Consider the following 24932-nt stretch of genomic DNA (forward strand, 5'->3'; position numbering starts at 1 on the left):
AACCTGCAGTTGATCAGCCCCTCGGCGTCGCGGCATCGTAGCCCGAGGGAGGGCACTATGACCGAGACCGTCCGGCCGCTGCGGCGGGCCTGGATCGCGCGGTTGGGCCCGCGAGGTGAGGTCGACATCGACCGAGCGGCAGCTCCTCGCGCGATCGTCGAGGACGCCGTCGAACGCGTCGGTGCGGACCCCGTGCTCTGGGCGATCGAACTGAGTTCCCTGGTCGTGCGGCGGATCGTCGGCGAGGTGCCGGCCCTCGGTGGCAGCCCGGCCGGGGTCGAGCTGCTCCGCCGAGGCAACGAAGGGACCACCCTGCGGGCGCTGTTCACCCTGCTGGACGGCCCGGCCGTCGCCCCGCCCATCGGTGCGGCGACCCTGGAGGGCATCCGCGAGTTCGTCCACCGGGGCGTGCCGCTCGAACAGGTGCTGCACGGCGTCCGGATCGGGCACGCGGCAACGGCCGAGGCGTTCCTGCGGGCCTGCACCGAGCTGGTCGACCCGCAGGCGGCCGTCGAGGAGGTCACGGCGGTCTCCCGCGAGCTGTTCAGCTACGTCGACGAGCTGTCCGACGCCATGATCCGCACGTACCTCGTGGAGCACGAGGTGTGGAGCACCAGCGCGGCCGCGGCACGGGCCGACATTGTGCGTTCCCTGCTGGGTGATGCCACCACGGCGGATGTCGGCGAGGCGTCGCGGGCCCTCGGCTACGACCTGCGGCGGACCCACGAGGCGGTGGTGGTGTGGTCGGACTCGCCGAACAGGAGCTCCACGCTGCAGGCGGCGGCGATCGAGGCGCTCCGGGCCCGGGATGCCACCACGACGCTGGTCGTCCCCGTGGCCTCGGGGCGGTTGTGGGCGTGGGGCACCGTACCTCCGGACGGCACGCGCCGGACCGGTTCGTGGGATGCCGTCGCGCAGGCACTGTCCCGGCAGCAGGTGCAGGCGGCCTTCGGGACCCCGGGCGCCGGTGTCGCGGGCTTCCGTCGCTCGCACGGTGAGGCCGAACGCGGGGAGCGGGTCGAGCGGCTGCGGCGCGAGGCCGGACGGGTTCCGAGGCCTGCGACCGCCTACGCCGACGTCGCTGCCATCGCGCTGTCGGCCACCGATCTCGACGCCGCCGGTGACTTCGTGCGACGTGAACTCGGCGGGCTAGCCGCCCGCAGCGCACCGATGGAGGCGCTGCGGACCACGCTGTACCAGTACATCGGCGCCGAGCGCCGCCTGGTCGAGGTCGCCCGAAACCTGCACGTGGCCAGGGGGACCGTGACCTACCGCGTGAAGCGGGCCCAGGAGGTGCTGGGACACGACCTCGACGACCGCCGCTTCGCCCTGCACACCGCCCTGGCGCTCGCCGAGGAACTGGGGGACGCCGTCCTGCTACCGCGCGACATCCAGCGGTGAGCGGTGAGCCCGGCGGGCCGGTCGCGGCCCGGACCGACCCGGCAGACCAACAGGAGGCCGGGATTCTGAGCCGCCAGAACAAGCGGCCACCCCGGGAGCTTGCGTTTACTTCGAGGTGTCGGACGCGGTGCGGTACCGGGCCGCGCATCCCGACACACGGACTCGAGCACTCCAGGAGGCGCACGATGATCGACCGAGAGACCTTCCTCGAGCTGATGAGCGGGGTGTGTGCCCCGGTCACCGTGGTGACGGCGATGACCGCCGACGGGCGACCGCACGGCAGCACCGTGTCGAGTTTCGCCTCGCTCTCGCTGGACCCTCCGCTGGTGAGCTTCGCCCTGGACCGCGCCTCGGGGCTGCTGACCCACCTTCAGCCGGGTGACCGGGTGGGGGTGAACATCCTCGGCGCCGACCAGCAGGAGCTGGCGTCGACGTTCGCCCGTCCAAGTCGGGGACCTGGCCTGAAGTTCGACGGCGTCAGCTGGACCGTCCGCTCCGGACTTCCCTACCTGCCCGAGTCGGCCGGCTGGACGGCGGGACGCGTGGAGCGCCACGTGGACGGCGGCGACCACGTCCTGCTCGTCGTGGGCGTCGAGGAGGCCGAGTCGACCCCCACGGCCCCGCTGGTCTACGCGCGCCGGGTCTTCGGCACGCATTCCGGCCTCGCTGTCGCGAGCTGAGTCGCGAGCCGACCCGTACCCCGACAACCCCCGACACCGAGGTGACGACGATGAGTATCTCCCTGGACACTCCCCATCTGACCGGCGCCGCGCGCGAGTTGCGGGCCGACCTGGTCGAGCGCGCCGCCGCGCTGCGACCGGTGCTCGCCGGCAACGCCGAACTGACCGACCGCGAGCGAGCGGTGCCCGCGAAGAACATCGACGCCCTGGCCGAGGCCGGCCTGCTGTCGCTGATGCAGCCCGCCCGTTACGGCGGCCGGCAGACCGACTTCCGCACCCTGCTGGAGGTCGGCCGCGAGGTCGGGCGCGCCTGCGGCTCCACTGGCTGGTTGACCTCGCTGCTCAACGCCAACGCCTGGTTCGTCGGGCTCTTCCCCGCCCAGGCCCAGGACGACGTCTGGGCCCACACCCCGCACGCCCGGGTCGCCGGCGTCGTGACCCCCTCGGGTACCGCGCGCGTGGTCGAGGGCGGCTACCGGGTGAGCGGGCGCTGGGCCCCCGCCTCCGGGTGCGCCCACGCCGACTGGGCGGTCCTCGGGGTCACCCGGCCGGATGCCGAGGGCACCTCGGACGCCGTCGGCATGGTGCTCGCGCCGATGTCGGAACTGACCGTCGAGGACACCTGGTTCGTGGCGGGCATGCGCGGGACGGCGTCGAACACGCTCGTCGGCGAGGACTTCTTCGTACCCGCACACCGCTTCCACTCCGTCCCCGACGCCGTCGAGGGTCGCTACGCCACTCCCTTCACCGACGAGGCGCTCTACCGGGCGCCGTTCGTGCCGGTCGCCGCACTCGTACTGACCGGGCCCCAGCTCGGGCTGGCTGCGGCCGCCGTCGATCTCCTGATCGAGAAGGCCCCGCAGCGGGGGTTGACCCTGACGAACTACGCCTCCCAGGCCGAGGCCCCCACCACCCAACTCGCCGCCGCGAACGCGGCGTCGGTCGCCGACTCCGCCCTGCTGCACGCCTACCGCGCGGCCGCCGACATCGACGAGGCCGCACGCGCCGGGGTGTTCCCCGACTACGACGCCCGGGCACGGATCCGGATGGACGCGGGCATGGCGGCGGTCCACGCCCGTGAGGCGGTCCGCATCGTGTGCTCGGCCCAGGGGGCTTCGAGCTTCGGCGAGTCCAATCCGCTGCAGCGCATCTGGCGCGACATCGAGACCGGCAGCCGGCACGCCGTCCTCAACCCCGACGTGGCCGCCGAGATCTACGGCAAGTCGCTGTTCAGCATCCGGGGCACGGTGTCCGTGATGGTGTAGACAATCGTCACCGACGGCAACCAGAACCCGATCGTCCGGGCAGACTGCCCGTACGCCCCTTTCCCGCACGTTTACCCGAGGAGGCGACCGTTCGTGACGACAGGCCGGATCGATCTGCACCAGCATCTCGTGCCCCGGGAGTACGCCGAGGCGTTCGCGGCAGCCGGAATCGGACACGCGCTGCCCGGCTGGAGCCCGTCGGCCGCACTGGCGATGATGGACGAACACGCCATCGGGACCGGGGTGTTGTCGCTCTCGACACCGGGCACCCACTTCGGTGACGACGCAGCCGCGCGGCGACTCACCGAACAGGTCAACGACATCCACTATCCCGGCATCGACGCGGCCGGGCACGCCGCAGTCGACCGCGGCTGAACCCACCCCCGCCGTCAGCAAGAGAACGCCGACATCGTCGGCGGCTGGACCCAGCTGGACTCACCCCAAGCTGAGCAGCACCCGCCGACGCGGTCGGCTGCCCCGCCCACTTCCCCCTCGGGAGACACATCGTGCGTATCGCCACCCTTTCCGGCCGGCTGGCCCTCATCGTGGACGGCAAGGCCGTCGACGTCGAACAGGCCAGTGACGGCAGCTTCTCCGCCGACCCGCAGGCCGTCTACGAGCGGTGGGAGGCGTTCCGGGCCTGGGCCGCCGCCGCCGACCTGCCCGCGGGGGTGGCGTTCGAGCCGGCCGAGCTGGGCTCACCGGCCCCGGCGCCACGGCAGACGCTGGCGATCGGCTTGAACTACCGCGCCCATGCCGCGGAGTCCGGGTTCAGCGCGCCCGAGGGCTTGCCGCCGGTGTTCACCAAGTTCGTCACCAGCATCAGCGGACCGGTCACCGAGGTGAAGCTGCCGGCAGGGGGCCATACCGACTGGGAGGTCGAGCTGGTCGCGGTCATCGGCCGCCGCGCCGAGGGCGTCGCCGAGAGCGATGCCTGGAGTCACATCGCCGGACTGACGGTGGGTCAGGACCTCTCCGAGCGGGTCTCGCAACTGGCCGGCCCGGTGCCTCAGTTCAGCCTGGGCAAGTCCTTCCCCGGGTTCGCCCCCATCGGGCCGTGGCTGGTGACGCCGGACGAGTTCGACAATCCCGACGACCTGGAACTGCGCTGCGCGATCAACGGTGAGCAGGTCCAGAAGGGCCGCACCCGCGACCTGATCTTCTCCGTGCCCGCCCTGATCGCCGGGCTGTCGGCGGTACTGCCGCTGCTGCCCGGCGACGTCATCTTCACCGGCACTCCGGCCGGCGTGGGGCTGGGCCGCGATCCACAGCGCTGGCTGGCCGCCGGTGACGTGCTCGTCAGCACCATCGAGGGCATCGGCGAACTGCGCCAGACCTTCGTCGCCTGACCCGGTTCGACGGACAGACGGACAGAGGAGTCCTGATGGCACTGCACCGTCTGACCTCCATCACCATGGGGGTCCCCAACGTCGCCGAGACCGCCGCCTACTACGCCGACTTCGGTCTCACCCCGGACGGCGACGGCTGGTTCACCACCCAGGACGCCGGACGCCAGCTGCGGATCGTTCACGCGCCGACCCGGCGCCTGGTGGAGGTCCGGATCGGCGTCGACACCCCTGACGACCTGGCTGCGGCCGCCTCGCGGCTGAAGCGGCTCGGCATCGAGAGCATCGTCGACGCCCTGACGCTGATCACGTACGACCGGACCACCTCCGTACGTGCGGTCCTGGAGGTCGCTCCCCGCCTGGTCCAGGCCCCGGTGGCGATCACCGCCTACAATGGCCCCGGACGCGCCCAGCGGACCGGTGCCCGCGCGCCCGGTGTGCTGCGCACCAGCCGCGTGCGGCCCCGCAAGCTGGGCCACGCCGTCCTCGGCACCACGGACTTCGACGCCACGACCGCGTTCTTCCGCGACGGGCTCGGCTTCAAGGCGTCCGACTACATCAAGGACCACGGGGCGTTCCTGCGCTGCTCCACCGACCACCACAACATCCTGGTCCTGGCCGCCCCGGTGGCCTTCCTGCACCACTCCTCCTGGCAGGTCGACGACATCGACGAGGTCGGCCGCGGCGCCGCCGCCATGCTGGAGGGCAACCCCGAGCGGCACATCTGGGGCCTGGGACGGCACCACGCCGGTTCCAACTTCTTCTGGTACCTCAAGGACCCGGCCGGCAACTTCAGCGAGTACTACTCCGACCTGGACTGCATCGTCGACGACCAGCTGTGGACGCCGGAGGTCCTGGAGGGCGCCAGGGGACTGTTCAACTGGGGCCCGCCGCCCCCGCCCTCCTTCCTCGCCCCCGAGGACCTCGCTGCCCTGATGGCCGGTTCACACAGCGAGTCCAGGTAGCGGCACGAGCAGCGGGCCGAACCGGGACGGCGCTCCGCGCACCCTGCGCAGCGTCTCCTGCGAGCTTCATCGAAGGACATCCATGGACAAGACCTCACCCACCGCGGCCGGCGCCGTGGCCGACATCGAAGACGGCGCTTCGCTGGCCGTCGGCGGCTTCGGCCTGTGCGGCATCCCGAGCACCCTCATCTCCGCCCTGTACCAGCAGGGTGCGGGCTCGCTGCGCGTGGTCTCCAACAACTGCGGCACCGACGAGCACGGCCTGGGCGTCCTGCTCGGCGCCGGACGCATCGCCCGCGTCACCGGCTCCTACGTCGGTGAGAACAAGGAGTTCGCCCGCCAGTACCTCACCGGCGAAGTCGAGGTCGAACTCGTGCCCCAGGGCACCCTCGCCGAACGCCTGCGCGCGGGCGGCTGCGGCATCCCCGCCTTCTACACCCCCGCCGGCGTGGGCACCGCGCTCGCCGACGGCGGCATCCCCTGGCGCCACCACACCGACGGGGGCGTCGCCGTCGCCTCGCCGACGAAGGAGATCCGCACCTTCCACGGCCGCGGCTACGTCCTGGAGGAGGCCATCACCTGCGACTTCGCCCTGGTCCGTGCGGCGCGCGGCGACCGCCACGGCAATCTCGTCTTCGACAAGTCCGCCCGCAACTTCAACCCGCTGGCCGCCATGGCAGGCCGGGTGACCATCGCCGAGGTCGAGGAACTGGTCGAACCGGGCGTCCTGAACCCCGACGAGATCCATCTGCCCGGCGTCTTCGTCCAGCGGGTCGTAGCCCTCACCGCGCAGCAGGCGGCGGACAAGCGCGTCGAGAAGAGGACGGTGGCCCCCTGATGGCCTGGACCCGCAACGAGATGGCGGCCCGAGCCGCGGCCGAACTTGGCGACGGGGACTACGTCAACCTCGGCATCGGACTGCCCACCCTGGTACCCGGCTACGTGACCAAGGGGGTGCACGTGGTGCTCCAGTCGGAGAACGGCATCCTCGGCACCGGCCCCTATCCGGCCGAGGACACCGTGGACCCCGACCTGATCAACGCGGGCAAGGAAACCGTCACCGTCCTGCCCGGCGCGGCGTTCTTCGACTCCGCGCTGTCGTTCGGCATGATCCGCGGCGGCCACATCGACACCGCGATCCTCGGCGGCATGCAGGTCTCCGCCCACGGCGACCTCGCCAACTGGATGGTCCCCGGCAAGATGGTCAAGGGCATGGGCGGCGCGATGGATCTCGTCCACGGAGCACGCCGGGTCATCGTCCTGATGGACCATACCGCCAAGGACGGCAGCCCCAAGATCGTCGAGGAGTGCACCCTCCCGCTGACCGGCCGGGCCTGCGTCCACCGGATCATCACCGACCTGGGCGTCCTGGACGTCGGGGACCACGGCCTCGTCCTGGTCGAGACGGCGCCCGGTGTCACGGTGGAGCAGATCGTCACAGCCACGGCGGCAGCGCTGCGCCTTCCGGAACCACTCCGCCGGACCACCTGAGACCTCCGCCGGCCCGGTGATCTTGGACAGCCACCGGGCCGGCGGAGCCCAAGTGAAGACGATGTTGCCCGGGACGCTGCGGCGTCCCGGGCAACGTGCGTGAGCGGCAGCACCAGGGCTCGAGTGCCGGGCCTGCCGCAGGGCCTCGCCGGTGGCGACGGGTCGCGGGTGCGGCCGCCGTCGAACCAGCGGGCCGCCCACCGGCGGGAGTGAGCACGGCGGGCGGCCCGGTCGGGTGTGATCAGGGAGCGAGCACGACCGTCTTGCCGGGCAGCCGCCCGGCGCCGGCGTCCGCATGCACGGCGGCCAGCTCGGCCACCGGGCGGCGGGCGGCGACGTGGATCTGGAGCTTGCCGGCATCCACCTTGGCGACCAGCTCGGCCAGTTGGGCTCCGTCGCTGCGCACCCACAGGCTCGCGCTGCGCACCCCCCGAGCGGGGTCCTCGGGAATCGGGCCGGCGCTGCTGGCGGCGACCCCGCCGTCGGCGATGTAGTTCGTCAGCTGCGCGAGCTCCTCCGGGGAGACGCGCACATGGTTCACCACGACCTGGAACGGACCGCCCACGGCAGCCGGGCCCGCGGCGAGGTCGAGGGGGCCGACGACCCGCTCCGCGCCGTAGCCGCGAAGGCGGTCGGCGTGCTGCGGCGCGTCCACCGCGGTCACGTGCGCTCCCGCGTCGACGGCGAGCTGCACCACGAGGCTGCCCACCGCGCCCCCCGCCCCGTTGACCAGGACGGTCTGACCGGGCTTCAGCTCGGCGAGCTCGAACGCCACCTGCCAGGCCGCCAGGCCGGTCAGCGGCAGCGCCGCGGCGTCGACCAGCTCGGTCGTCTGCGGCGCCGCGGCCAGGGACTCGGCCGGGACCAGCACGTACTCGGCGGCGCCGCCGGCGGAGTCGAGCGGCAGCATCGCCACGACCCGGTCGCCGACCGCCAGGCCCGTCACGCCCGCGCCGAGCTCGGCCACGGTGCCGGCCAGGTCGATCCCCGGCACGTACGGGAGAGTGATCGGGAGCATCTGGGCCAGGGCACCGGCGCGGATGTGGTCGTCGACCGGGTTGAACGACGTGGCCGCCACCCGCACCAGCACCTGCCCGGCGCCGGGGACCGGACGCTCGACGTCCTCGTAGCGCAGGACCTCGCTGCTGCCGAACTCGTGGAAACGCATGGCCTTCATGGCACTTTCCTCCAGGGTGTATTGATGCCGTCGCCAAGGGATGAGGCGATCAGGCGGGAAGGTGGAGCACGTCGAGGCGCTCAGGTCAGCTGCACCGAGCGGGTGGAGTTGCCCAGCACCATGCGGTCGATGGCGCTCACAGCGCTGCCGGGGTCATCGGCGGCGCCGACGGTGACCAGCAGCGGGACGAAGTGGTCGGCCGTCGGGTGGGCGACCGCGGCACCGGGTGCTTTGTTGCGGTAGTCGGCGAGGGCGTCGGCGTCGCCGCGGGCGAGGGCGTCGACGGCCCATTCGTCGAACGCCGCGGTGGCGGCGGCGAGCTCCGGCCGGTGGAAGACGGCGAAGCTGTGCGTCATGAAGCCGGAGCCGAGGACCAGGATGCCTTCTTCGCGCAGCGGCCGCAGGCGTGCCCCGAGCTCAAGCAGCGCGCTGGGATCGAGACTTGGCATCGACAGCTGCACGACCGGAACGTCGGCCGCGGGGTACATGGCCATCAGCGGGATGAAGGCGCCGTGGTCGAGGCCGCGGTCGGTGAACTCGTGCACCGGCGTGCGACCCAGCAGGCCGGTGAGTCGCCGAGCCAGGTCGGTGGCGTCCGGGGTCGCGTAGGGCAGGGTCTTGTAGCGGGGGTGGAAGCCGCTGAAGTCGTAGTGGAGCGGGGTGCCGGCCGCGGCTCCGGAGATCGCGACCGGTGCCTGTTCCCAGTGGGCCGAGATGACGACGATGGCCCGGGGTTTGGGCATCGACCGGGCCCAGTCGAAGAGTTCGCCGAGCCACTGCGGATCGTCGAGGGTGAACGGGGCCCCGTGGCTGACGAAAAGGCTGGGCAGCGGCCCGTCGGAGGGGTGCCACACCCGCTGCTCGCGCGCCTGCGGCAGGACCCGGGCCAGCAGGTCGTCGTAGGCCGCGGCCGGCATGTGCGGCGGGAGGGGGAAAGCCAGGCTGCTCGTGGTGGTCATCGACATCAGCTCCTTCACTTGCCCAGGCAAGTATTTTCACTTGCCCAGGCAAGTTAAAAGTAGCTCATCAAGAGTTGCCTAGGCAAGTGATGCGAGTTGTCCGGGCAAGTATGATGGGGCCCATGGACACTCAGTCGCCCTGGCTCGACGACGACCAGCAGGACCTGTGGCAGGCGCTCCTCACGGTCGTCATCGCCCTCCCGGCGGCCCTCGACCGCCAACTGCAGCGAGACGCGGGCATCTCCAACTTCGAGTACGGGGCGCTGGCCCAGCTGTCCATGGCCGACGAGGCCACGATGCGACTCAGCGACCTGGCCCGGGTCTGCGACAGCACCCAGCCCCGCCTGTCGAAGATGATGGACCGCTTCGAAGCCCGCGACTGGGTCGCCCGCCGACCCGACCCCACCGACGGTCGATACACCCTCGCCACCCTGACCGACGCCGGCCGGCAGAAGCTCGTCGAGAGCGCACCGGAACACGTCGCGCAGGTGAAGCGACTCGTGTTCGATCCGCTCAGCGCCGCTCAACGCCGCCACCTCGAAGCCGCGCTCACCCGCATCGCCGCCACCGTGCGCCGGGAACTCGAAGGCGGCTGAGCACCGGCTTGGCCTTGGCTTGGCTCGGCTCGGCTTGGCGACGGTGGGACCGGGATCTCAGACGAGGTCGGTGACGGTGCCCCGGATGCCGAGCAGCGACTTCCCGTACAACTCCGCGCTGACCTCGGGGCTGACGATCGCGTGCCGGCTGCCGGTCTCGCTGTCGCGCCAGATCCGCTGCAGCGGGTTGGCCTCGGCGAAGCTGCCCGCCCCGTGGACGGAGACCAGGATGCGGATGGCCTCGCGCGCGTTGACGGCGGCGACCCCGGTGTCCATCCGCATCCGGGCGCGGGCGTCGTAGTCGGGGTAACTGCCGTGCGCGGCAGCCTCGTCGATCTCGGCGGCGGCCCGGTAGGCATGCAGCTGGGCCGAGTCGATCAGCGACGCGGCCTGTGCGACTGCGAGTTGCGTGGTGGGAGCGACGGCCTGGTTGTCGTAGAAGGTGTAGGTCATGGGCCGGCGAGGGGCCCGCTCCACGACCAGGTCGAGGGCAGCCTGTGCCAGCCCGAGCTGCGGCCCGGCGAGCACCAGCGCCGACACCGGGACGAAGGCCGAGCGGTAGACGGCCTCCTCGGCGTGCGGGGTGAGGTAGCGCCCCGCCACGGCGTCCGGCGCGGACAGGTACCGGTGGCAGGGGACGAAGACCTTGTCGGCGACCAGGGTGTTGGACGCGGTGCCGCGCATGCCGGTCACGAACCAGGTGTCCTCGACGGTCAGTTCCGACATCGGAATCAGGACCATCCCCGGCTCGAGCTCGGCGCCGGTGACACGGAGCACACCGACGATCGCCCACTGGGCATGGGCCGAGCCGGACGCCGGGCTCCACCGGCCGGTGACGACGAAGCCGCCGTCCACCTCATCGGCCGTCCCCGTCGGCGCGAGGACGCCCGCGACACGGGCGGTCGGGTCGTCGGCCCAGATGTCGTCCTGAGCCCGGCCCGTGAACAGCCCGACGTACCACGAGCAGACGTTGAGCAGCGTCGCCGCCCACGCCGTCGATCCGCAGCCGCGCGCGATCTCCCGGGACACCTCGAGGCAGGTCCGCACGTCGGCCTGCAGTCCGCCGTAGCGTGCCGGCTGCAGGATGGACAACAGCCCGGCACCAGCGAGGGCTTCGATGTTCTCCTCCACCACCCGCCGTTCGCGGTCGCTGCGCTCGGCGTTGCCGGCTATCTGCGGGAGCAGCTTCGCGGCGCGCGCCACCAGGTCGGCGCGCTGCTCCCGGTCGGCGGTGGTGGCTCCAGGGCGGTCAAGGGCGATCGTCATCGATCTGGCTCCTTCTCGGGTCGCTGGCGCGCCGCAGACGATGCCTGGCAGCAACGTTGCGGCCGTGTGCCCTTCATGGAACAGCCTGGGCCGCCGGCCCCGCTTGATCTGCGGATCCAACATCGAGCGGGGTGATTGGACGCCTGGTTCAGGTCCTGGGGCGGGCCGGCTCGAGGACCGTGTCGCCGAGCTCTTCGGCCAGCAGCAGCGCGGCGTACAGGGGGAATCGGCGGGTACCGATGTCGTGGCCGAGGATCTCCTGCGCCCGCTTGACGCGGTAGGCCACCGTGCCTCGGGCAACGTGCAGTTGCTCGGCGACCCGCACCAGGCTCCGCTCGGCTTCGAGATAGTGCAACAGCGTGGTGCGCAGCGCCTGCACCGCCTCCCCACGACCCCCCAGCTCACCCAGCTCGCTGTCCACGAACTCCCTGGCGGCGACCAGGTCACCGGCCAGCAGCACGGTGAGCACGACGTCGCGGTACAGGGTGACGCGGGGCGGCTTCCTGACCGAGCGGCCGCGCAGTTGCTCGACGCGCAGTTGCTCTACGCCCGATTGCTCGACACGCAGCTGCTCGACGCGCAGTGCCTCCTGATGCGTTCGACGGAAGCCCGGCAACCCCGAGGCCGGGGTGCCCACGGCCGCGCACACCCCGGCTCCCAACTCGGGGATGCTCGCCGGCTCGGGCCGTCGGCTCGGCACCGTCCCCCACGCCCAGACGCGCCCGGAGCCGACCGGCACCACCAGCATCACCCGCGCACCCCACCCCGTCAGCAGGCTCGTCGCCGCCGACTGGAGCCGGGCGTCCTCGGCGGGAGTGTCGGCCCACACGATCACGCCGACATGCGTGCGTTCGAGGTCGTAACCCAGCGTGCGCGAGGCGGCTCCGACGTCGACCACGGCGTCGGCCAGCAGTGCGTGCACCGTCTCCACTCGGGCCGCCGCCTGGCTGGTGACCCAACGGTCGCGTTCCGTCAGGTACTTCCGGGTCATCGCGTCGGTGAACGCGTCGACGAAACCGAACAACTCGTCGATGACGGCTGCCATCTCGTGGGTGAGCCGAGCCGGCTCGACCAGCCGTTCGCAGGCGCGCAGGAACGCCCCCGCCAGGTCCGCGTGCCCGACCCGGATCGCCCGCAGCACCCGGTCCAGCGGGATGGAGCGATGCACGAAGTCCCGGATTCCGTCCAACGACTCGTCTGTGACCGCGGGGAACTGCGCCGACGGCTCGGCCAACCGCAACAGCGAATGCAGCGTGGCAGCCTCGCTGCCGCGGCGTAGGACCTCGATCGCGGCCCCGCCCCCGTCGAGCGGGGGCACCTCCGCCACGATGCGCGAAGCCGCGGCCCGTCCCTGCTCGATCGCCCAACACACCGGATCCAGGCCGACTTTCGCCACCGCGTCCGCGAGAGTGGCCGGCGAGCACGACGACAGCTCGAGGCCGCACGGACCCGCCGGGGCCAACCCGGCGAGCCACTCCCGTCCGACGTCCACAGCCGGCTACCGTCCCGTCGTCGCGCGAGGGACGGACCGGGGTGCCACCACCGTGCCCATGGCCGTATCTTCGGACACGGCGACGGTGTCGACAAGGCACTCGACGATCTCACCCCACGGCCGGCCCCGGGACTCCATGACCGCCGTGGTGGAGCCGGTAGTGCTGGGCGAGGAGATCCCGTCCGTAGTCGTTGCCGTTGGGGGCTCGCACGATGGTGTGGACGTGGAAGCGGGCGGGCTCGGGATTGGTGAGGAAGACACCGGGATGGTTGTCGTACTCGACCAGCAGCACGGGTGAGTGGATCCGGTAGTAGAAGGCGCACTCGTCATCGTGGCCGCCGCGCCAGGCGAACCGTGTCTCGTCGAAGTGCTCGCGCACGAGCGCCAGGGTGCGCTCGGCCTGTGGCAGCGGGAGACGGTCGAGATAGACCCGGATCAGCTCCACCAGACCGTCACGCTGCTCGGACGGCAGGCTGGCCGCGACGATGCCCTCGGGAGGCAGGACGAGGTTGTCACTGCCCGCCCCGGCGAGGTGCCGACCGTTCCACGGGCCGGCGAGTTCGGGCGGCAGGTCCGCCGCGCGCAGCGAGGGCCCCATCAGGAACTCGTCCGCCCGGCCCGGGTCCAGGGTGCGGCGGAAGGTCAGGGCGACCTCGGTCTCGTCGCCGAAAGCGCTGACGCCCTCGAACCGCCCCGTCCCCGTCGTCGGCTCGGCGCCCAGGAACACGGGGGCGAGAACCACCTGCCCTCCCACGAAGACGCAGTGCAGGTCCACGTGATGGCCCATCAGCTGCCATCCCCACGGGGAGTCGCCCGAGGGAGTCCCGAAGACGGTGAACCAGTAGGCGAACTCCGTGAGGGTGTCCCGGTAGTCGTCGATGAGCTCGCCCAGGTGCTCGTTGAGCGCCATCGCGGCTCGCACCTGGGCGTAGCCGGCCGGGCTGAGACTCGCCTCGACGACGGCCAGTGCGCGGTCGCGGTCACGGTCGGCGAGCCGATCCAGGCGCATGCCCTTCGGGTGCCAGGTCGGGATCGCGTTCGTCCACAACCGCCACTCCGGGGCGTCCATCGGCAGGGCGGCGACCGCCCTCTGGTGGGGCGCCAGCCCGTCGAGGTAGGCCCGGGCCGCCATGACGGCGGTCTTCGGGGATGCCCCCGCATCGCCCAGACGGTAGAGGCCCGGACGCGGGGTGCCGTTCTCGGTGATGCCGATGTAGGGCTCACGATGACGGCGCAGGCCGGCGGTCAGCTCGAAGGCCGCCTCCGGGGGGAGCAGGTCGTCGAAGAGATGGGAGTCGACGATCGGCAGGGCGCTTCGAGTGGCCGGCAGGGGGAAGTCCTCCCGGCGTCGTTGACGGGACATGTGGCTCCTTACTCGGTCTACTCGGTGGGGACGGCGAGGACGTCGCCCGGTACGAGGAAGCGGTTCTCGATCCGCCGGGAGGCGATGAGCCATCGGGGAGCGCCCGTGTCCGGCTCGCCGACCCGGACGAAGCGGTCGAACACGTCGGCGACCAGCACCGGAACGGTCGTCGGCAGCGGAGGCTCGCCGTCCTGCGCGTAGAGGACCAGGGCGGATACGGCGTCGACCAGATCGGTCTCGTGACGCAGGAGGTGGAGGTTGGACATCAGGTGACGTGAGACCCGCGGCCCCCGCGCGGTGCGGTCGCGGTACACGCCGTTGATCTCGTCGGTGCCGCGGAAGGTCCGGCGCGAGAACGTCAGTTCCGCGTCGGCGGTGAAGAAACCGGAGGCCGCCGAGCCGTCACCGTGGTCGATCTCGAACCACAGCGCCGTCACCAGCATCGACAGCTCGGTGTGCACGAGGGCCAGGCTCTGCCTTCCCATGGCCTGGGCGTCGCCGACCGCCTTCACCAGCGCGTGTGCGCCCTGGCGCAGCATCGCGGTGTCGGCTCCCAGGACGAGGAAGTCGTACCCGCGGCGATCCAGCAGTTCCGACGCGTTGCCCGAGGCCGTGGTCCCCAAGGTGATGTGGTGGTCGACACAGCGCCGTTCGGCCCCTGCGACGAGGTCGGCCAGCCTGCCGTCACCCTCGCGGAACCGGCCGGAGACCGCGAGATCGGTCGGGCCGATGAAGACCGCGTCGACGCCGGCGACCTCGCCGATCTCGACGATCGCCTCGAGAGCTCCGACGCTCTCCGCCTGGACCACGAGACGAACCTCCTCATTGCCGGAGCGCAGGTAGTCACCGAGGGCCTCGAGCCCCCACCGGCCGGCCCGTCCGGAGTTGCTGGCCCCACGTCGTCCGAGCGGAGGGAACCGTGTCGCTCGCACGGCGTCCCGCGCGCGGGCGGCGTCATCGACCTGCGGGACGAACAGCCCGGCCGCACCCGCGTCCAGCGGGACCTGGACGTCGCGTGGTGCGGTGCCGGCGACCCGGACGAAGGGCGCGAGCCCGCAGCCACGGGCCAGCCCGATCATGGTCGACATCGTGCGGATGTCGATCGCGCCGTGCTCGGCGTCGATCACGACGAAGTCGAACCCGGCGAGTGCGAGCAGCTCGACACTCTCCGGCGCGGGGAGCTTCACCCAGGCGCCGAGCCGGGGAAACGCATCGCCCGTCACGGCCGGGTCCCCTGGTAGTCGCCGGCGTTGAGCACCCAGCCCTTCGCGATGAAGTCCTCGCGCGGTGGGGCGAAGACGTCGATGAGCGTGTGCGGGCCGGCGCCCACCGCCCGGGTGGTGTGCACGACGGTCGGCGGGATCAGCGTCATCGACGGACTGCCGACCTGGACGTGCTCATCCTCGCGCCACTCGCTCATCCGGGGGGTCCACGGGACCCTGAGGTGATGGGCGTAGTTCCCGGTGAGGGTCACCGACATCTGCTCGAAGTCCTCGTGGGAGTGCGGTGAGAGCCGCTCGGTGTCGCGCGGCCCCTCGTGCACCGGAAACCAGTTCACCATCAGCGACCTCGTCCGGAAGATCCGGCCGAGGCGTCCTTCCTCATCGGGAATGTCGCGCAGGCGATGGACCCGGATCCGGTCACCGCCGGCCTCGGTGGGCTCCGGTAGCGGTGCGGCCCGCAGGTCGGCCCCGGCCGCGTGGTTGACGGCCCGCCTCATCTGCGCGTCGCAGCGGGCCGTGAACACCCTCGCCACCGTCGTCGACGCCGCCGCGTGCACGGTGCTCGTGCCGGCCGGCACGACGACGAGTGCGGGTTCGGACACCGACACCCGTGCCCGGCCGTCCTGTTCCACCCCCACCACCGCGCCGTCCTGGACGAGCAGCACGTACTCCTCGGGCAGGTCATGCTCGGTGAGGCGGTCACCCGCTTCGAGCTCGGTGATCGCCACCACGAAGTTCCGGCCGCACACCGACCACGTCCGACTGCCGCCGGCGGAGACCAGGTCCGGGTCACGCTCCGAGATCTCGTCGACGACGGAGGTTCCTGGGATTGCGGCGATGGTCATCGGACCTCTCCTCTGGCACTGCGTGGACGACACGAGCTTCCTACCGACCCGGCCGAGGAACAATCGCGAGTTTCCGAGCGCACCGATCGACGGAACCGAACCATGGCTGGACCGACAGCAGTTGATCGGGGCTCACGCAGCCGACCAGCGCCCGGATCGGCCTGTCGCTCAGGGCGGCGGTACGACAGTCACCGTCCTTGGTATCCATGACCGCCCGGCAGACCCGCAACGGATAGCCCTGCGGGGAGCGGCAACGCACCGTTCCCGGTGCCGGATCGAGCCCCGCTGCGTCCGCCGGTGCTTCGGCCTCGGAAACCCGCGCGCCGGCGCATATGCGACTCGTTAGACTCCGCCTGCTCGTCAGTTCCTGTGCAGATCACAGAAGTCCGGCGTAACCGAAATGGGGGGATCGTATGAACCTGCTGCCATCCGGCAGAGGAAGAAGGAGAAGCATCGGCGCGCTCGGGTCGGGTGCCGTGTTGCTGGCCGTCGTAGCCTCGCTGATGGGCCAGCCCAGCAGCGCCGCTGCGGTGGCGCTGCCCGCCGCGGCCGTCGCGTCACAGCCCGGCGCCACTCCCGGACCCACGGCCGGCAGCGCCACCGCTGCCCCGTCGGCTGCCGCCACCACGCCCCCGTCGGCGTCCGAGAGCCAGCCGGCCAAGGCCACGCCCAAGACGGCGCCGACGACCGACGCGAAGTCCGCCCGCAGCGAGGCCGTACGGGCGCTCCAACAGAGCACCCCGACCGGCCCGTGCCCGGCCACCCTTGATCCGCAGACGGTCGCCGGCTGTGCGGTCGGCGCCTACCAGACGGCCTCCTTCTCCATCACCCTGCCGCAGCAGACGGACCTGGTGCTCATCCAGGCCGTGGCGGCCCAGGGCACGCTCTACCCGGTGCTGGTGGCGCCGGACGGCACCACCAAGGTGACCTGCGACAGTCCATTCGGCGCCGGCTACGGGTACGGCGTGCTGCGCTGCCCGACCGCTCAGGCGGGGACGTACTCGCTGCAGGTCAAGGACGGCAGCGGGACGCAGAACGGCATCTCCGTGTCGTACCTCCCGCTGCTCTCCGCCACCGGCTGCAAGACGGTGGCCGCGACCGACCGGACGCTGGGCGCCCCGACCGTGTTCCCCGGCTCGCTGCCCGTCGCCTCCGCCGGGGACTGCTACACGCTGGACCTGGCCGCGGGCGACGTGCTGCGCAGCTACGCGAACATCTACCGGGTCACCCAGACCGTGTACGACGCCACCGGCAAGCAGGTCTGCACCGACCAGTCGAACCCGGGCAACGGCCTCGACTGCCGGCTCACCGGCAGCGCGCCGTTCCGCGTGACCGTGCAGCAGCCGTCCGGGGCCGCCCAGGACTACTCCTACAGCGCCGCCCGGCTCTCCCAGCCGGAGGGCTGCACGCTGGTGCAGCCGCAGGCGTTCGGGACCACCCCGGACTTGAGTTCCACGGCTCGCTGCCGCACGCTGCGGGTCTCGGACGCCACCCATTACAGCTTCGGCCCGGTGTCCACCGGGACGGCCCCGTCCGGCGGGCTGTTCACGCCGGATGGCACCGCACTGGTCGCCAACTGCTCGCTCGGCGCCTGCGACCTGACCCCCGGTGACTACACCTGGGCGGTCCAGGCGAGCAACACCACCGCCGGGGCGTTCGGCATGTTCCTGTACTCGGCCACGGAGAACCGGGGCTGCGTCGCGACTGGTGACGAGGGCCTGGCGAACGGCCCCGCCACCGGCACCTTCGCCGGCCCGGGCGAGCAGTTCTGCCTGACCTTGCCGACTGCCGCCGGCAACGGCCTCTACCTGCTCAACCAGCCGCCGTCCGGCGGCGCCGACGTGGCGGTCGAGATCGACGACGCGGGCGGCGCCAAGCAGTGCACCAACGGCGGCTACGTCTACTCCGTCTGCAAGTTGACGGGCACCGCACCGTTCCACGCGGTGGTGAGCGGCACGCCCGGCACGGCGTACCGGCTGGCGATCCAGCGGACGGGCGACTCCGCCGGCTGCACCGCCTGGCCGCAGTCCGGCTTCGACGGCTCCTGGGGCGCGCAGGTCTCGCTGACCGCGACCGTGTCGCAAGCCTGCCTGAGCCTGCCCGCCGGGCAGCACGCCGCCGCCGAAATGATCGACTTCGCCAGCGGCAAGAACCAGTTGAACGCCTCGGTCCACGTGGTGGATCCCAACGGCACCGAGGTGTGCGCGACGGTCGGCAGCTCCACCACGACCTGTCAGCTCGCGGCGGGTGTCTCCTACACGGCGATGCTGGTCGGCGTCGGCGGCGCGGACACCTACAAGGTGGTCCACCGTGACATCTCGCCGACCGCGACGTGCACCACCCCGGCCTCGACGGCGGTCGGCGGTCCGTCGACCCCGTACGACCTGACCTCGGACCTGGACGCCCGCTGCCTGCGGGTCAGCGGCGCGACCACGGACAAGTTCTGGCTGAGCGCGCGCACCCTGGGATCGCGCTATGACCCCGGCACGCTGGTGATGGTCGTGGACGCCAACGGCAAGTCCGCCTGTACCCAGTTCGGCACCGCCTGCCGGGTCACCGGCTCTACCTCGTACGTCGCGCTCGTGCTCGCCTCCGGCTACAACGGCACGACCATCCACACCAACGTGGATGCCTGGAAGGTCGGCTCGGCGGCCGGCTGGGCGCCCGAGTGCGCCGCCAACCCGGTCTCCGTGGACGGCTTCGCGCTGCGCAGCGGCGTGCTCAACGAGTCCTCGACGGGCTACTGCGCCGTGGTCGACATGACGGCCGACCAGGCCTTCAACGTCTACGGCACCAGCAGTTCCCCCGGTCCCAACGAGCCGTTCCTGACGCTGATCGGCAGTTCCGACTGGGTGGACTACAACATGACGTACCAGTGCGTCAACATGTTGGGCACCTTCGGTGCCAGGTGCGCGGCGCCCCATACCGGTACTGTCGGCCAGGCGGTGCTGGTGCTGAGCGCGGCCCAGGCGGCCACCCCCGTCGAGTACAGCATGCAGGGTACCTGCGACACGAACTGCACCCGTCCCCCGCTGCAGACACCGACGGGGATCAGTCCCGCGACTGGTACCGCCGGGACGCAGCACCAGGCCGTTCTGCAGGGCACGGGGCTCACCCTGGGCACCAAGATGTGGCTGGCCAAGAACGGCACCAGGCAGACGGTGCTGACTCCGCTCTCCGTGAGCGCCGACGGCACCTCGCTCGATGTCCTGGTCAACACCAACGGCCTGGCTCCCGGTAGCTACGACCTGGCGCTCGACACTGTCGGTTACACCAGCGGTACGCCCTCCTACGGCTATCTCCCCAACGCGTACACGGTCACCGCCGCCGTGACCGCTGCCAAGAGCAAGTTCGTCCCGACCACCCCGACCCGCTTCCTGGACACCCGCTACGGCATCGGTGCCCCGCAGGCGAAGCTCGGCTGGGGTGCCGTGGTGGCGCTTCAGGTGGCGGGCCAGAACGGGATTCCGTCCACCGGGGTCAACGCCGTCGTCATGAACGTGACGGCCGTCAGCCCGTCGGACGCCGGCCATGTGACGGTCTATCCGGACGGTCAGCCCGCCCCGAACACGTCGAACCTCAACTTCGCCGCCGGGGACACCGTCCCCAATCTGGTGACCGTTCCGGTGTTGAACGGCAAGGTCGACCTGCAGAACGCCTCCAGCTCGGTCGACCTGATCGCCGACGTCACCGGCTACTTCACCGACTCCGGCGCCGGCTCCGCGTTCACACCGATCACCCCGACCCGCTTCATGGACACCCGCTACGGCATCGGTGCCCCCCAGGCACCCGTCGGCTCCGGCGGTGTGGCAACGCTTCAGGTAGCGGGCGTGAACGGTGTTCCGGCCACCGGGGTGACCGCCGTCGTCATGAACGTGACGGCCGTGTACCCCTCCTCGGCCGGCCATGTGACCGTCTACCCCGACGGCCAGCCGCTGCCCGATGTGTCGAACCTCAACTTCACCGCCGGGCAGATCGTCCCCAACCTGGTGACCGTCCCCGTCGTGAACGGGGCGGTGGACCTGCGTAACAACTCGGGCTCGGTCGATCTGATCGCCGACGTCACGGGCTACTACTCGGCCACCGGATCGACATACTCCTCGGTCACGCCGGTTCGCCTGCTGGACACCCGGGTCGGCACGGGCGCCCGCCAGGGGAAGATGGGCGGGGACAACATCGTGAGCCTGCAGGTGGGCGGAGTCGAGGGCGTGCCCGCCACCGGAGTGACCGCGGTGGTGCTGAACGTCACGGCCACCGAGCCCACCGATGACAGCCACATGACGGTCTATCCGCACGGGATCGGGCGTCCCAACGCCTCGAACCTCAACTTCACCGCCGGACAGACCAGGGCCAACCTGGTCGTGGTCCCGGTGGTGGACGGTCGGGTGACCTTCTACAACCACGCGGGTGACACCCATGTGATCGCCGACCTGGAGGGCTACTTCACCTCCTGACGCCGCTTCATGCCGAAGGCCCTTCCGGGAGCGCCCGGGAGGGCCTTCGGCATGAAGCGGGTCAGCCGGAGCGGCTCGGGCGGACGACTTTCGCGATCCCTCCGAACATCCTTGTCCGACCGGGGTCTTGCCAGGAGCTGGGCGCGAAGTGATACCTTCGCAAAGGAATGTTTGATGCGATGCGCGCGGTGAGGATCCCGCGCCACGAACGGGAAGGACACTCCATGAGCACGGTTGCGCCCGACAGGACGGCCGTCCACCGCCCGCCCTACCTGGTCTTCTGCGACGTCGACGAGACGCTGATCAGCCGCAAGAGCATGTTCGACTTCCTGCAGTTCCACCTCGTGCGCCGCTACGGAGCCACCGGGCAGCAGCAGTACGAGCGGATCGCGCGGGAGCTGCGCAGCCAGGGGGACGCCGGTGCGTCCCGCAGCACGGTCAACCGGAGCTACTACCGCGCTTACACGGGCGAGAGCGCGGCCCAGATCGAGGCGCTCGGCCGGCTGTGGTTCGACGAGTGTGCGACCGACCCGGGGTTCTTCATCCCCGGCACGCTGCAGGAGTTGGCGCGCCACCGCGGCGCCGGTGCGGAGATCGTCCTGGTCTCCGGTTCGTTCCTGCCCTGCCTGGCTCCGATCGCCGAGCGCATCGGCGCCGGCCACATCCTGTGCACCACGCCGATCGTGCTGGACGGCAGCTACACCGGCGAGGTGATCGAGCCGGTGATCGGCGAGGGCAAGCGGTCCGCGGTGCTGCGGATGCTCGCCGACCACCCGGGCGTCAATCCGCTCACCTGCTTCGCGTTCGGAGACCACCCCTCCGACTTCCCGATGCTCGACTGCGTCGGCCACCCGCGCGGTGTGGGCGAGGACCCGTTGCTGCGTGAGTACTTGACGCAGCGCCATGAGCTGCCGTCCCTCGACCAGCGCGGCACCTCGGGGTGCGCGCTGGCCTGCTGGTCGATGGGCTCGGACGGCCTCGGCGACGGGCACGGCGCCTCGTGCCGGGCCAGCTGCGCGCTGCCGCTCGACTGAGCCGGTACCCGTGCACAACGTTCAAGGGCAGCGACTTCGCGTCGCTGCCCTTGGTCGTGTGCGCGGGGCTTCAGTCGATGCCCCGGCAGATGTGCGGTTCCCATGCGTCGTCGGTGTCGCCCGCGAGGCGCGGGACGGGGGCGCCGGCGGCGAAGCGCGACTCGGTCTGGTGCTGGGCCGGCGCACCCTTCGCGGGTTTCGATGCGGCGTCCTGGCTGGTCATCTCGACTCCTTGGCAGAAGTGGCAGAACTGGCAGGGGTGGCAAGGGTGGCAGGGGCGTTACTCGCACGCCTCGGCGTCCGCCGCGGAGGACTATCGCGAGCCAGCCAGCGCCAGCGCCGGCTCCCGCTGCTCGGCGACCGGCGTCCAGGCCGGCGCGGACGCGGCGCTCGCGGCACGATCGCGGGCCGGCATCGCGTAACGGGTCGGTGCCCAGCGCAGCAGCGCCGAGCCCACCGACATGCCGCCGCCGAACGCGGAGAGGACCGTCAGGTCCCCCTCGGCGAGCAGTCCCCGCCGGTGCACCTCGTCCAGCGCGACCGGGACCGAGGCCGCGCCGGTGTTGCCGTGCTCGGCGAGCGTCAGGTGCAGGCCGGCCGCCTCCAGCCCCAGCTCGGGCCAGACCTCGGCGAGCATCACGCCGTTCGCCTGGTGCGGGACGAAGTGGCGGACCTCGCGGCCCGGCACACCTGCCTTCACCAGCAGCTCGTGCACGGCCCCGGGCAGGTTCCCGTGGACGAACTCGCGCACCCCGCGACCGTCCATGGTGAAGTAGTGCGCCCCCTGCGCCAGCGTGGTGCTGGACGCCGGGCGCCTGCTGCCGCCGGCCGGGACGCTGATCAGCCGGTGCTGCTCGCCGCGGGTGACCAGGCTGGTGGTGATGCCGCCGACCCGCGAGGGCACGGGGCCGAGCACCACCGCACCGGCGCCGTCGCCGAACAGGATGGCCGTCTTGCGGTCGCTGTAGTCGAGGATCCGCGAGTAGACGTCCGCGCCGATCACCACCGCGTACGGCCCGGCGCCGGTCGAGGGTTCGGCTCTCAGCATCCGCTCGGCGGCGGTCATCGCGAACAGGAAGCCGCTGCAGACCGAGTTGACGTCGAAGGCGGCGGCGTGGCGGGCCCCGATCCGGCCCTGGACGATCGCGGCGGTCGCGGGTTGCGGGTGGTCGGGGGTCGAGGTGGCGACCACCAGGTAGGAGATCTGTCCGGGTGTCAGACCCGCCTGCTCGATGGCGCGCAGCGCGGCGGCCGCGGCGAGATCGCTGGTGGCCTCGTGCGGAGCGGCCCGGTGCCGGCGGCGGATGCAAGTCTTGCGCTCGATCCACTCGGCGCTCACTCCCGCCCGCTCGGCGATCTCGTCGTTGTCCACCACGGTGGCGGGGAGGTAGGAGCCGGTGCTGATGATGCCGATGGGGCGTGAGTTGTCCATGATCTCTTGGGTCTCTTCTCAGGTCGGGGAAACCAGTCAGTTCGGGGAGCCAGTCGGTTCAGGAAGCCAGTCGCTCCAGGAAGCCAGTCGGCTCACGAAGCCGGCAGCAGGCGGCGGTCAGGACGCGGCGATCGTGGTGAACTCCTGGAAGCTGGGGCCCTGCAGCTTCAGCTGGGCGTGGATGTCCCCGCCGAGGCCGAAGTGCCCGATCGCGCCGCCGTAGTTCTGCTGGTAACTCATCCACAGCACGACCACGTTGATCACCCGGTTCGAGCCGGGCGAGCCGGCCTCCGGGAACGGGTTGGGCAGCGTCGCCTGGTAGTGCGCCATCCCGTGGTCGTCGGTGATGAAGGCGTTCGGCACACCGAGCGGACCCGGGCGGGTCGGGCCGGCGGGGTCGAGGTCGTGCTCGCGCAGCGACATCACGGTGTACAGGCTGTTCGGGATCAACCCGGTGAAGGCGAACGAGAAGTCGGCACCGCGCCGGTGGGCCGGCACGTGGACCTTGAGCTGACCGCGCGCCTGGACCCACTGGCCGATCGTGATCGGCTCGCGCACCTTCGGGCCGTCCTCCTCCCGCAGGTCCGGGATCGGGGCGTTGTGCAGCGGGTGGCTGGGGCGCTTGACCTCGTGCGCGTCGGGGCGCTGGGCGGGGGCGAAGAGCATCGGGTAGTTGTTGCACGGCAGTGGGAGCGGGAGCGTGTAGAGCTCGGTCGAGGCGTCGGGCGCGGTGGGGTCGGTGTCGAGTTCCCGGACGATGGCGTACGGCAGGTTCTGGCCCAGCGGCGGCAGCGGGCTCTCGGGCGAGACCACGGCGCTGCCCCACGCGGAGACGGTGCCGCCGTCGGGACCCGGGCGGTTGATCCGCCCGATGACGACGAAGTTGCCGTCCTCGTCCACGATCTCGCTCGGCGGGTAGAGCGGGCCCTGGGTGGTGACGCTCAGGTCGTAGGTCCGGGTCAGGGCGGTGGCGGTGGGCGTTGCGGTGGCGGGCGGGGCCTCGGGGGTGATGGTCATGATGACTGCTCCTTCTCCTTCTGGAAGGAGCGGCCGGGGGGGGGGGGGGGCGCGGGCCCCCCCCCCCCCCCCCCGGGGCCGGGGGGGGGGGGGCCCCGGGGGCGCGCCGCGGAGCGGGGGCGGGGGGGCGGGGCGGGCCGGCGCCGGGGGGTTCGGGCCCGCTGCCGGCCCCCCCCCGGGGGGGGGGGGCGGGGCCGGGGGGGCCCCCCCCCCCCGCCCCCCCCCCCCCGGCCGCGGGCCGTGCGGGGCCGGGGCGGCCCCGCCGATGGGGGTCAGACGCGGGGGGTGACACGCTCGTAGATGCGGGTGTACAGGCCGTTGTCGCCTCCGGTGATGTACTTGTCGCCCGCCTGACGGACGATCTCCTGGTAGCGCGGGTCGGTGAAGGACTCCAGGTACTTGGCCGGGTCGGCGTTGAACCCGGACACGAACATCACGCCCGGCTCGGTGCTGGCCAGCGAGTGGAAGGCCTGGAAGCTCTCGACGGCGGCCGAGGTGCGGACCACGTCGAAGATGGTCTCCTCGCGCCAGGCCCGGTACTGGCGGTAGACCCGCGGGACCACCTCGACGTGGCGCATCTGGACGTACTTGGTGTCCGGCAGCGCGCCGGCGGCCGGCTTGGGCGCTTCGACGAACTGCAGGATCTGGCGCTGGAAGTCGGCCTCGCCCAGCGGGCCCACGGCCTCCCAGAGCTTCCACCAGTCGGCGCGCAGCTCCTCCATCCGGTCGAAGCCCTCCAGCGGCGCCAGCTCCAGCACGGAGTTGGTCTCCAGGCCGCGGTAGAGGATCCGGCCCTCGAAGCCGGAGGCGTCGTTGTGCTTCTGCCAGGCCTCGGTGACGGCGTCGACCTGCTCCGGCTTGACGGAGAGCTCGGTGGCGGTGATCAGAGCAGCAGACATGACGGTTCTCCTGATGGTGTGTGGCGG

The 24932-nt window shown here is 71.6% G+C and carries 22 protein-coding genes; 11 read left to right on the forward strand and 11 right to left on the reverse strand.

Annotated features, from left to right (window positions below):
• Nucleotides 1-57: 57 nt before the first annotated feature.
• The 8 genes from P3T41_RS06640 (at nucleotide 58) to P3T41_RS06675 (ending at nucleotide 7148) form a co-directional block, all read left to right on the forward strand.
• Complete coding sequence (locus P3T41_RS06640; protein WP_280688594.1) at nucleotides 58-1401, forward strand: helix-turn-helix domain-containing protein; 1344 nt, start codon at nucleotides 58-60, stop codon at nucleotides 1399-1401.
• A gap of 185 nt (nucleotides 1402-1586) precedes the next feature.
• Nucleotides 1587-2081, forward strand: coding sequence for a flavin reductase family protein (locus P3T41_RS06645; protein WP_280688596.1), 495 nt, complete (start codon nucleotides 1587-1589; stop codon nucleotides 2079-2081).
• A gap of 50 nt (nucleotides 2082-2131) precedes the next feature.
• Complete coding sequence (locus P3T41_RS06650) at nucleotides 2132-3346, forward strand: acyl-CoA dehydrogenase family protein (protein ID WP_280688598.1); 1215 nt, start codon at nucleotides 2132-2134, stop codon at nucleotides 3344-3346.
• 93 nt (nucleotides 3347-3439) lie between these two features.
• Nucleotides 3440-3721: a hypothetical protein gene (locus P3T41_RS06655; protein ID WP_280688600.1), complete on the forward strand. Its 282-nt coding sequence runs from the start codon at nucleotides 3440-3442 to the stop codon at nucleotides 3719-3721.
• Nucleotides 3722-3852: 131 nt separating this feature from the next.
• Nucleotides 3853-4695 (forward strand): fumarylacetoacetate hydrolase family protein, encoded by an 843-nt coding sequence (locus P3T41_RS06660; RefSeq protein ID WP_280688602.1) that lies wholly within the window; start codon nucleotides 3853-3855, stop codon nucleotides 4693-4695.
• Between the two features lie 35 nt (nucleotides 4696-4730).
• Nucleotides 4731-5657, forward strand: a complete 927-nt coding sequence (locus tag P3T41_RS06665) for a VOC family protein (protein WP_280688604.1) — start codon at nucleotides 4731-4733, stop codon at nucleotides 5655-5657.
• 82 nt (nucleotides 5658-5739) lie between these two features.
• Entirely contained in the window at nucleotides 5740-6495 is a 756-nt protein-coding gene (locus P3T41_RS06670) for a CoA transferase subunit A (RefSeq protein ID WP_280688605.1), read from the forward strand.
• Nucleotides 6495-7148, forward strand: a complete 654-nt coding sequence (locus tag P3T41_RS06675) for a CoA transferase subunit B (protein WP_280688607.1) — start codon at nucleotides 6495-6497, stop codon at nucleotides 7146-7148. The genes P3T41_RS06670 and P3T41_RS06675 overlap by 1 nt, the downstream gene beginning before the upstream one ends.
• 241 nt (nucleotides 7149-7389) lie before the next feature.
• On the opposite strand, the gene P3T41_RS06680 is transcribed toward P3T41_RS06675, so the two are convergent.
• Both P3T41_RS06680 and P3T41_RS06685 read right to left on the reverse strand, forming a co-directional pair.
• Complete coding sequence (locus P3T41_RS06680; protein ID WP_280688608.1) at nucleotides 7390-8325, reverse strand: NADP-dependent oxidoreductase; 936 nt, start codon at nucleotides 8323-8325, stop codon at nucleotides 7390-7392.
• An 80-nt stretch (nucleotides 8326-8405) separates the two neighbouring features.
• A complete protein-coding gene (locus tag P3T41_RS06685) occupies nucleotides 8406-9284 on the reverse strand; it encodes a class III extradiol ring-cleavage dioxygenase (protein ID WP_280688609.1) in 879 nt (292 codons plus the stop codon).
• A 122-nt stretch (nucleotides 9285-9406) separates the two neighbouring features.
• Between P3T41_RS06685 and P3T41_RS06690 the strand changes: the two genes are divergently transcribed.
• Entirely contained in the window at nucleotides 9407-9880 is a 474-nt protein-coding gene (locus P3T41_RS06690) for a MarR family transcriptional regulator (protein WP_280688610.1), read from the forward strand.
• A gap of 57 nt (nucleotides 9881-9937) precedes the next feature.
• Here P3T41_RS06690 and P3T41_RS06695 read toward each other — a convergent pair whose 3' ends face one another.
• The 5 genes from P3T41_RS06695 to P3T41_RS06715 form a co-directional block, all read right to left on the reverse strand.
• Nucleotides 9938-11146 carry an acyl-CoA dehydrogenase family protein gene (locus tag P3T41_RS06695; protein ID WP_280688612.1) on the reverse strand — a complete coding sequence of 403 codons (1209 nt, stop codon included), beginning with the start codon at nucleotides 11144-11146 and terminating at the stop codon, nucleotides 9938-9940.
• Nucleotides 11147-11294: 148 nt separating this feature from the next.
• A complete protein-coding gene (locus tag P3T41_RS06700) occupies nucleotides 11295-12464 on the reverse strand; it encodes a helix-turn-helix domain-containing protein (RefSeq protein ID WP_280688614.1) in 1170 nt (389 codons plus the stop codon).
• A 283-nt stretch (nucleotides 12465-12747) separates the two neighbouring features.
• Nucleotides 12748-14001: a DUF3500 domain-containing protein gene (locus P3T41_RS06705; protein ID WP_280688616.1), complete on the reverse strand. Its 1254-nt coding sequence runs from the start codon at nucleotides 13999-14001 to the stop codon at nucleotides 12748-12750.
• Between the two features lie 17 nt (nucleotides 14002-14018).
• Nucleotides 14019-15224 carry an aldolase/citrate lyase family protein gene (locus P3T41_RS06710; RefSeq protein ID WP_280688618.1) on the reverse strand — a complete coding sequence of 402 codons (1206 nt, stop codon included), beginning with the start codon at nucleotides 15222-15224 and terminating at the stop codon, nucleotides 14019-14021.
• On the reverse strand, nucleotides 15221-16069 hold the full coding sequence (locus P3T41_RS06715) for a hypothetical protein (protein WP_280688620.1): 849 nt from the start codon (nucleotides 16067-16069) through the stop codon (nucleotides 15221-15223). The genes P3T41_RS06710 and P3T41_RS06715 overlap by 4 nt, the downstream gene beginning before the upstream one ends.
• Nucleotides 16070-16548: 479 nt before the next feature.
• On the opposite strand from P3T41_RS06715, the gene P3T41_RS06720 reads away from it, so the two are divergent.
• Nucleotides 16549-20523, forward strand: a complete 3975-nt coding sequence (locus P3T41_RS06720; RefSeq protein ID WP_280688621.1) for a hypothetical protein — start codon at nucleotides 16549-16551, stop codon at nucleotides 20521-20523.
• Between the two features lie 224 nt (nucleotides 20524-20747).
• Nucleotides 20748-21557, forward strand: coding sequence for an HAD-IB family hydrolase (locus P3T41_RS06725; protein WP_280688623.1), 810 nt, complete (start codon nucleotides 20748-20750; stop codon nucleotides 21555-21557).
• A 70-nt stretch (nucleotides 21558-21627) separates the two neighbouring features.
• Here the strand turns inward: P3T41_RS06725 and P3T41_RS06730 are convergent, their stop codons facing one another.
• The 4 genes from P3T41_RS06730 to P3T41_RS06745 form a co-directional block, all read right to left on the reverse strand.
• The gene (locus tag P3T41_RS06730) at nucleotides 21628-21780 is read right to left on the reverse strand and encodes a hypothetical protein (RefSeq protein WP_280688624.1); all 153 of its coding nucleotides are present in this window, start codon (nucleotides 21778-21780) and stop codon (nucleotides 21628-21630) included.
• A gap of 90 nt (nucleotides 21781-21870) precedes the next feature.
• Entirely contained in the window at nucleotides 21871-22989 is a 1119-nt protein-coding gene (locus tag P3T41_RS06735) for a beta-ketoacyl-ACP synthase 3 (protein ID WP_280688626.1), read from the reverse strand.
• 117 nt (nucleotides 22990-23106) lie between these two features.
• Nucleotides 23107-24006, reverse strand: a complete 900-nt coding sequence (locus P3T41_RS06740) for a hypothetical protein (protein WP_280688628.1) — start codon at nucleotides 24004-24006, stop codon at nucleotides 23107-23109.
• 272 nt (nucleotides 24007-24278) lie between these two features.
• Nucleotides 24279-24905, reverse strand: a complete 627-nt coding sequence (locus P3T41_RS06745) for a hypothetical protein (protein ID WP_280688630.1) — start codon at nucleotides 24903-24905, stop codon at nucleotides 24279-24281.
• Between the last annotated feature and the right edge of the window lie 27 nt (nucleotides 24906-24932).

This window comes from Kitasatospora sp. GAS204B (assembly GCF_029892155.1).
Classification (GTDB): Bacteria; Actinomycetota; Actinomycetes; order Streptomycetales; family Streptomycetaceae; genus Kitasatospora.

Bases quoted from the DNA above. Each gene is read 5' to 3' on its own strand.
- P3T41_RS06675 (WP_280688607.1), top strand. From the start codon at position 6,495: ATGGCCTGGACCCGCAACGAGATGGCGGCCCGAGCCGCGGCCGAACTT.
- P3T41_RS06725 (WP_280688623.1), top strand. From the start codon at position 20,748: ATGAGCACGGTTGCGCCCGACAGGACGGCCGTCCACCGCCCGCCCTAC.
- P3T41_RS06735 (WP_280688626.1), bottom strand. From the start codon at position 22,989: ATGGACAACTCACGCCCCATCGGCATCATCAGCACCGGCTCCTACCTC.
- P3T41_RS06690 (WP_280688610.1), top strand. From the start codon at position 9,407: ATGGACACTCAGTCGCCCTGGCTCGACGACGACCAGCAGGACCTGTGG.
- P3T41_RS06685 (WP_280688609.1), bottom strand. From the start codon at position 9,284: ATGACCACCACGAGCAGCCTGGCTTTCCCCCTCCCGCCGCACATGCCG.
- P3T41_RS06715 (WP_280688620.1), bottom strand. From the start codon at position 16,069: ATGACCATCGCCGCAATCCCAGGAACCTCCGTCGTCGACGAGATCTCG.
- P3T41_RS06730 (WP_280688624.1), bottom strand. From the start codon at position 21,780: ATGACCAGCCAGGACGCCGCATCGAAACCCGCGAAGGGTGCGCCGGCC.
- P3T41_RS06705 (WP_280688616.1), bottom strand. From the start codon at position 14,001: ATGTCCCGTCAACGACGCCGGGAGGACTTCCCCCTGCCGGCCACTCGA.
- P3T41_RS06680 (WP_280688608.1), bottom strand. From the start codon at position 8,325: ATGAAGGCCATGCGTTTCCACGAGTTCGGCAGCAGCGAGGTCCTGCGC.
- P3T41_RS06695 (WP_280688612.1), bottom strand. From the start codon at position 11,146: ATGACGATCGCCCTTGACCGCCCTGGAGCCACCACCGCCGACCGGGAG.
- P3T41_RS06645 (WP_280688596.1), top strand. From the start codon at position 1,587: ATGATCGACCGAGAGACCTTCCTCGAGCTGATGAGCGGGGTGTGTGCC.
- P3T41_RS06740 (WP_280688628.1), bottom strand. From the start codon at position 24,006: ATGACCATCACCCCCGAGGCCCCGCCCGCCACCGCAACGCCCACCGCC.
- P3T41_RS06665 (WP_280688604.1), top strand. From the start codon at position 4,731: ATGGCACTGCACCGTCTGACCTCCATCACCATGGGGGTCCCCAACGTC.
- P3T41_RS06640 (WP_280688594.1), top strand. From the start codon at position 58: ATGACCGAGACCGTCCGGCCGCTGCGGCGGGCCTGGATCGCGCGGTTG.
- P3T41_RS06745 (WP_280688630.1), bottom strand. From the start codon at position 24,905: ATGTCTGCTGCTCTGATCACCGCCACCGAGCTCTCCGTCAAGCCGGAG.
- P3T41_RS06670 (WP_280688605.1), top strand. From the start codon at position 5,740: ATGGACAAGACCTCACCCACCGCGGCCGGCGCCGTGGCCGACATCGAA.
- P3T41_RS06650 (WP_280688598.1), top strand. From the start codon at position 2,132: ATGAGTATCTCCCTGGACACTCCCCATCTGACCGGCGCCGCGCGCGAG.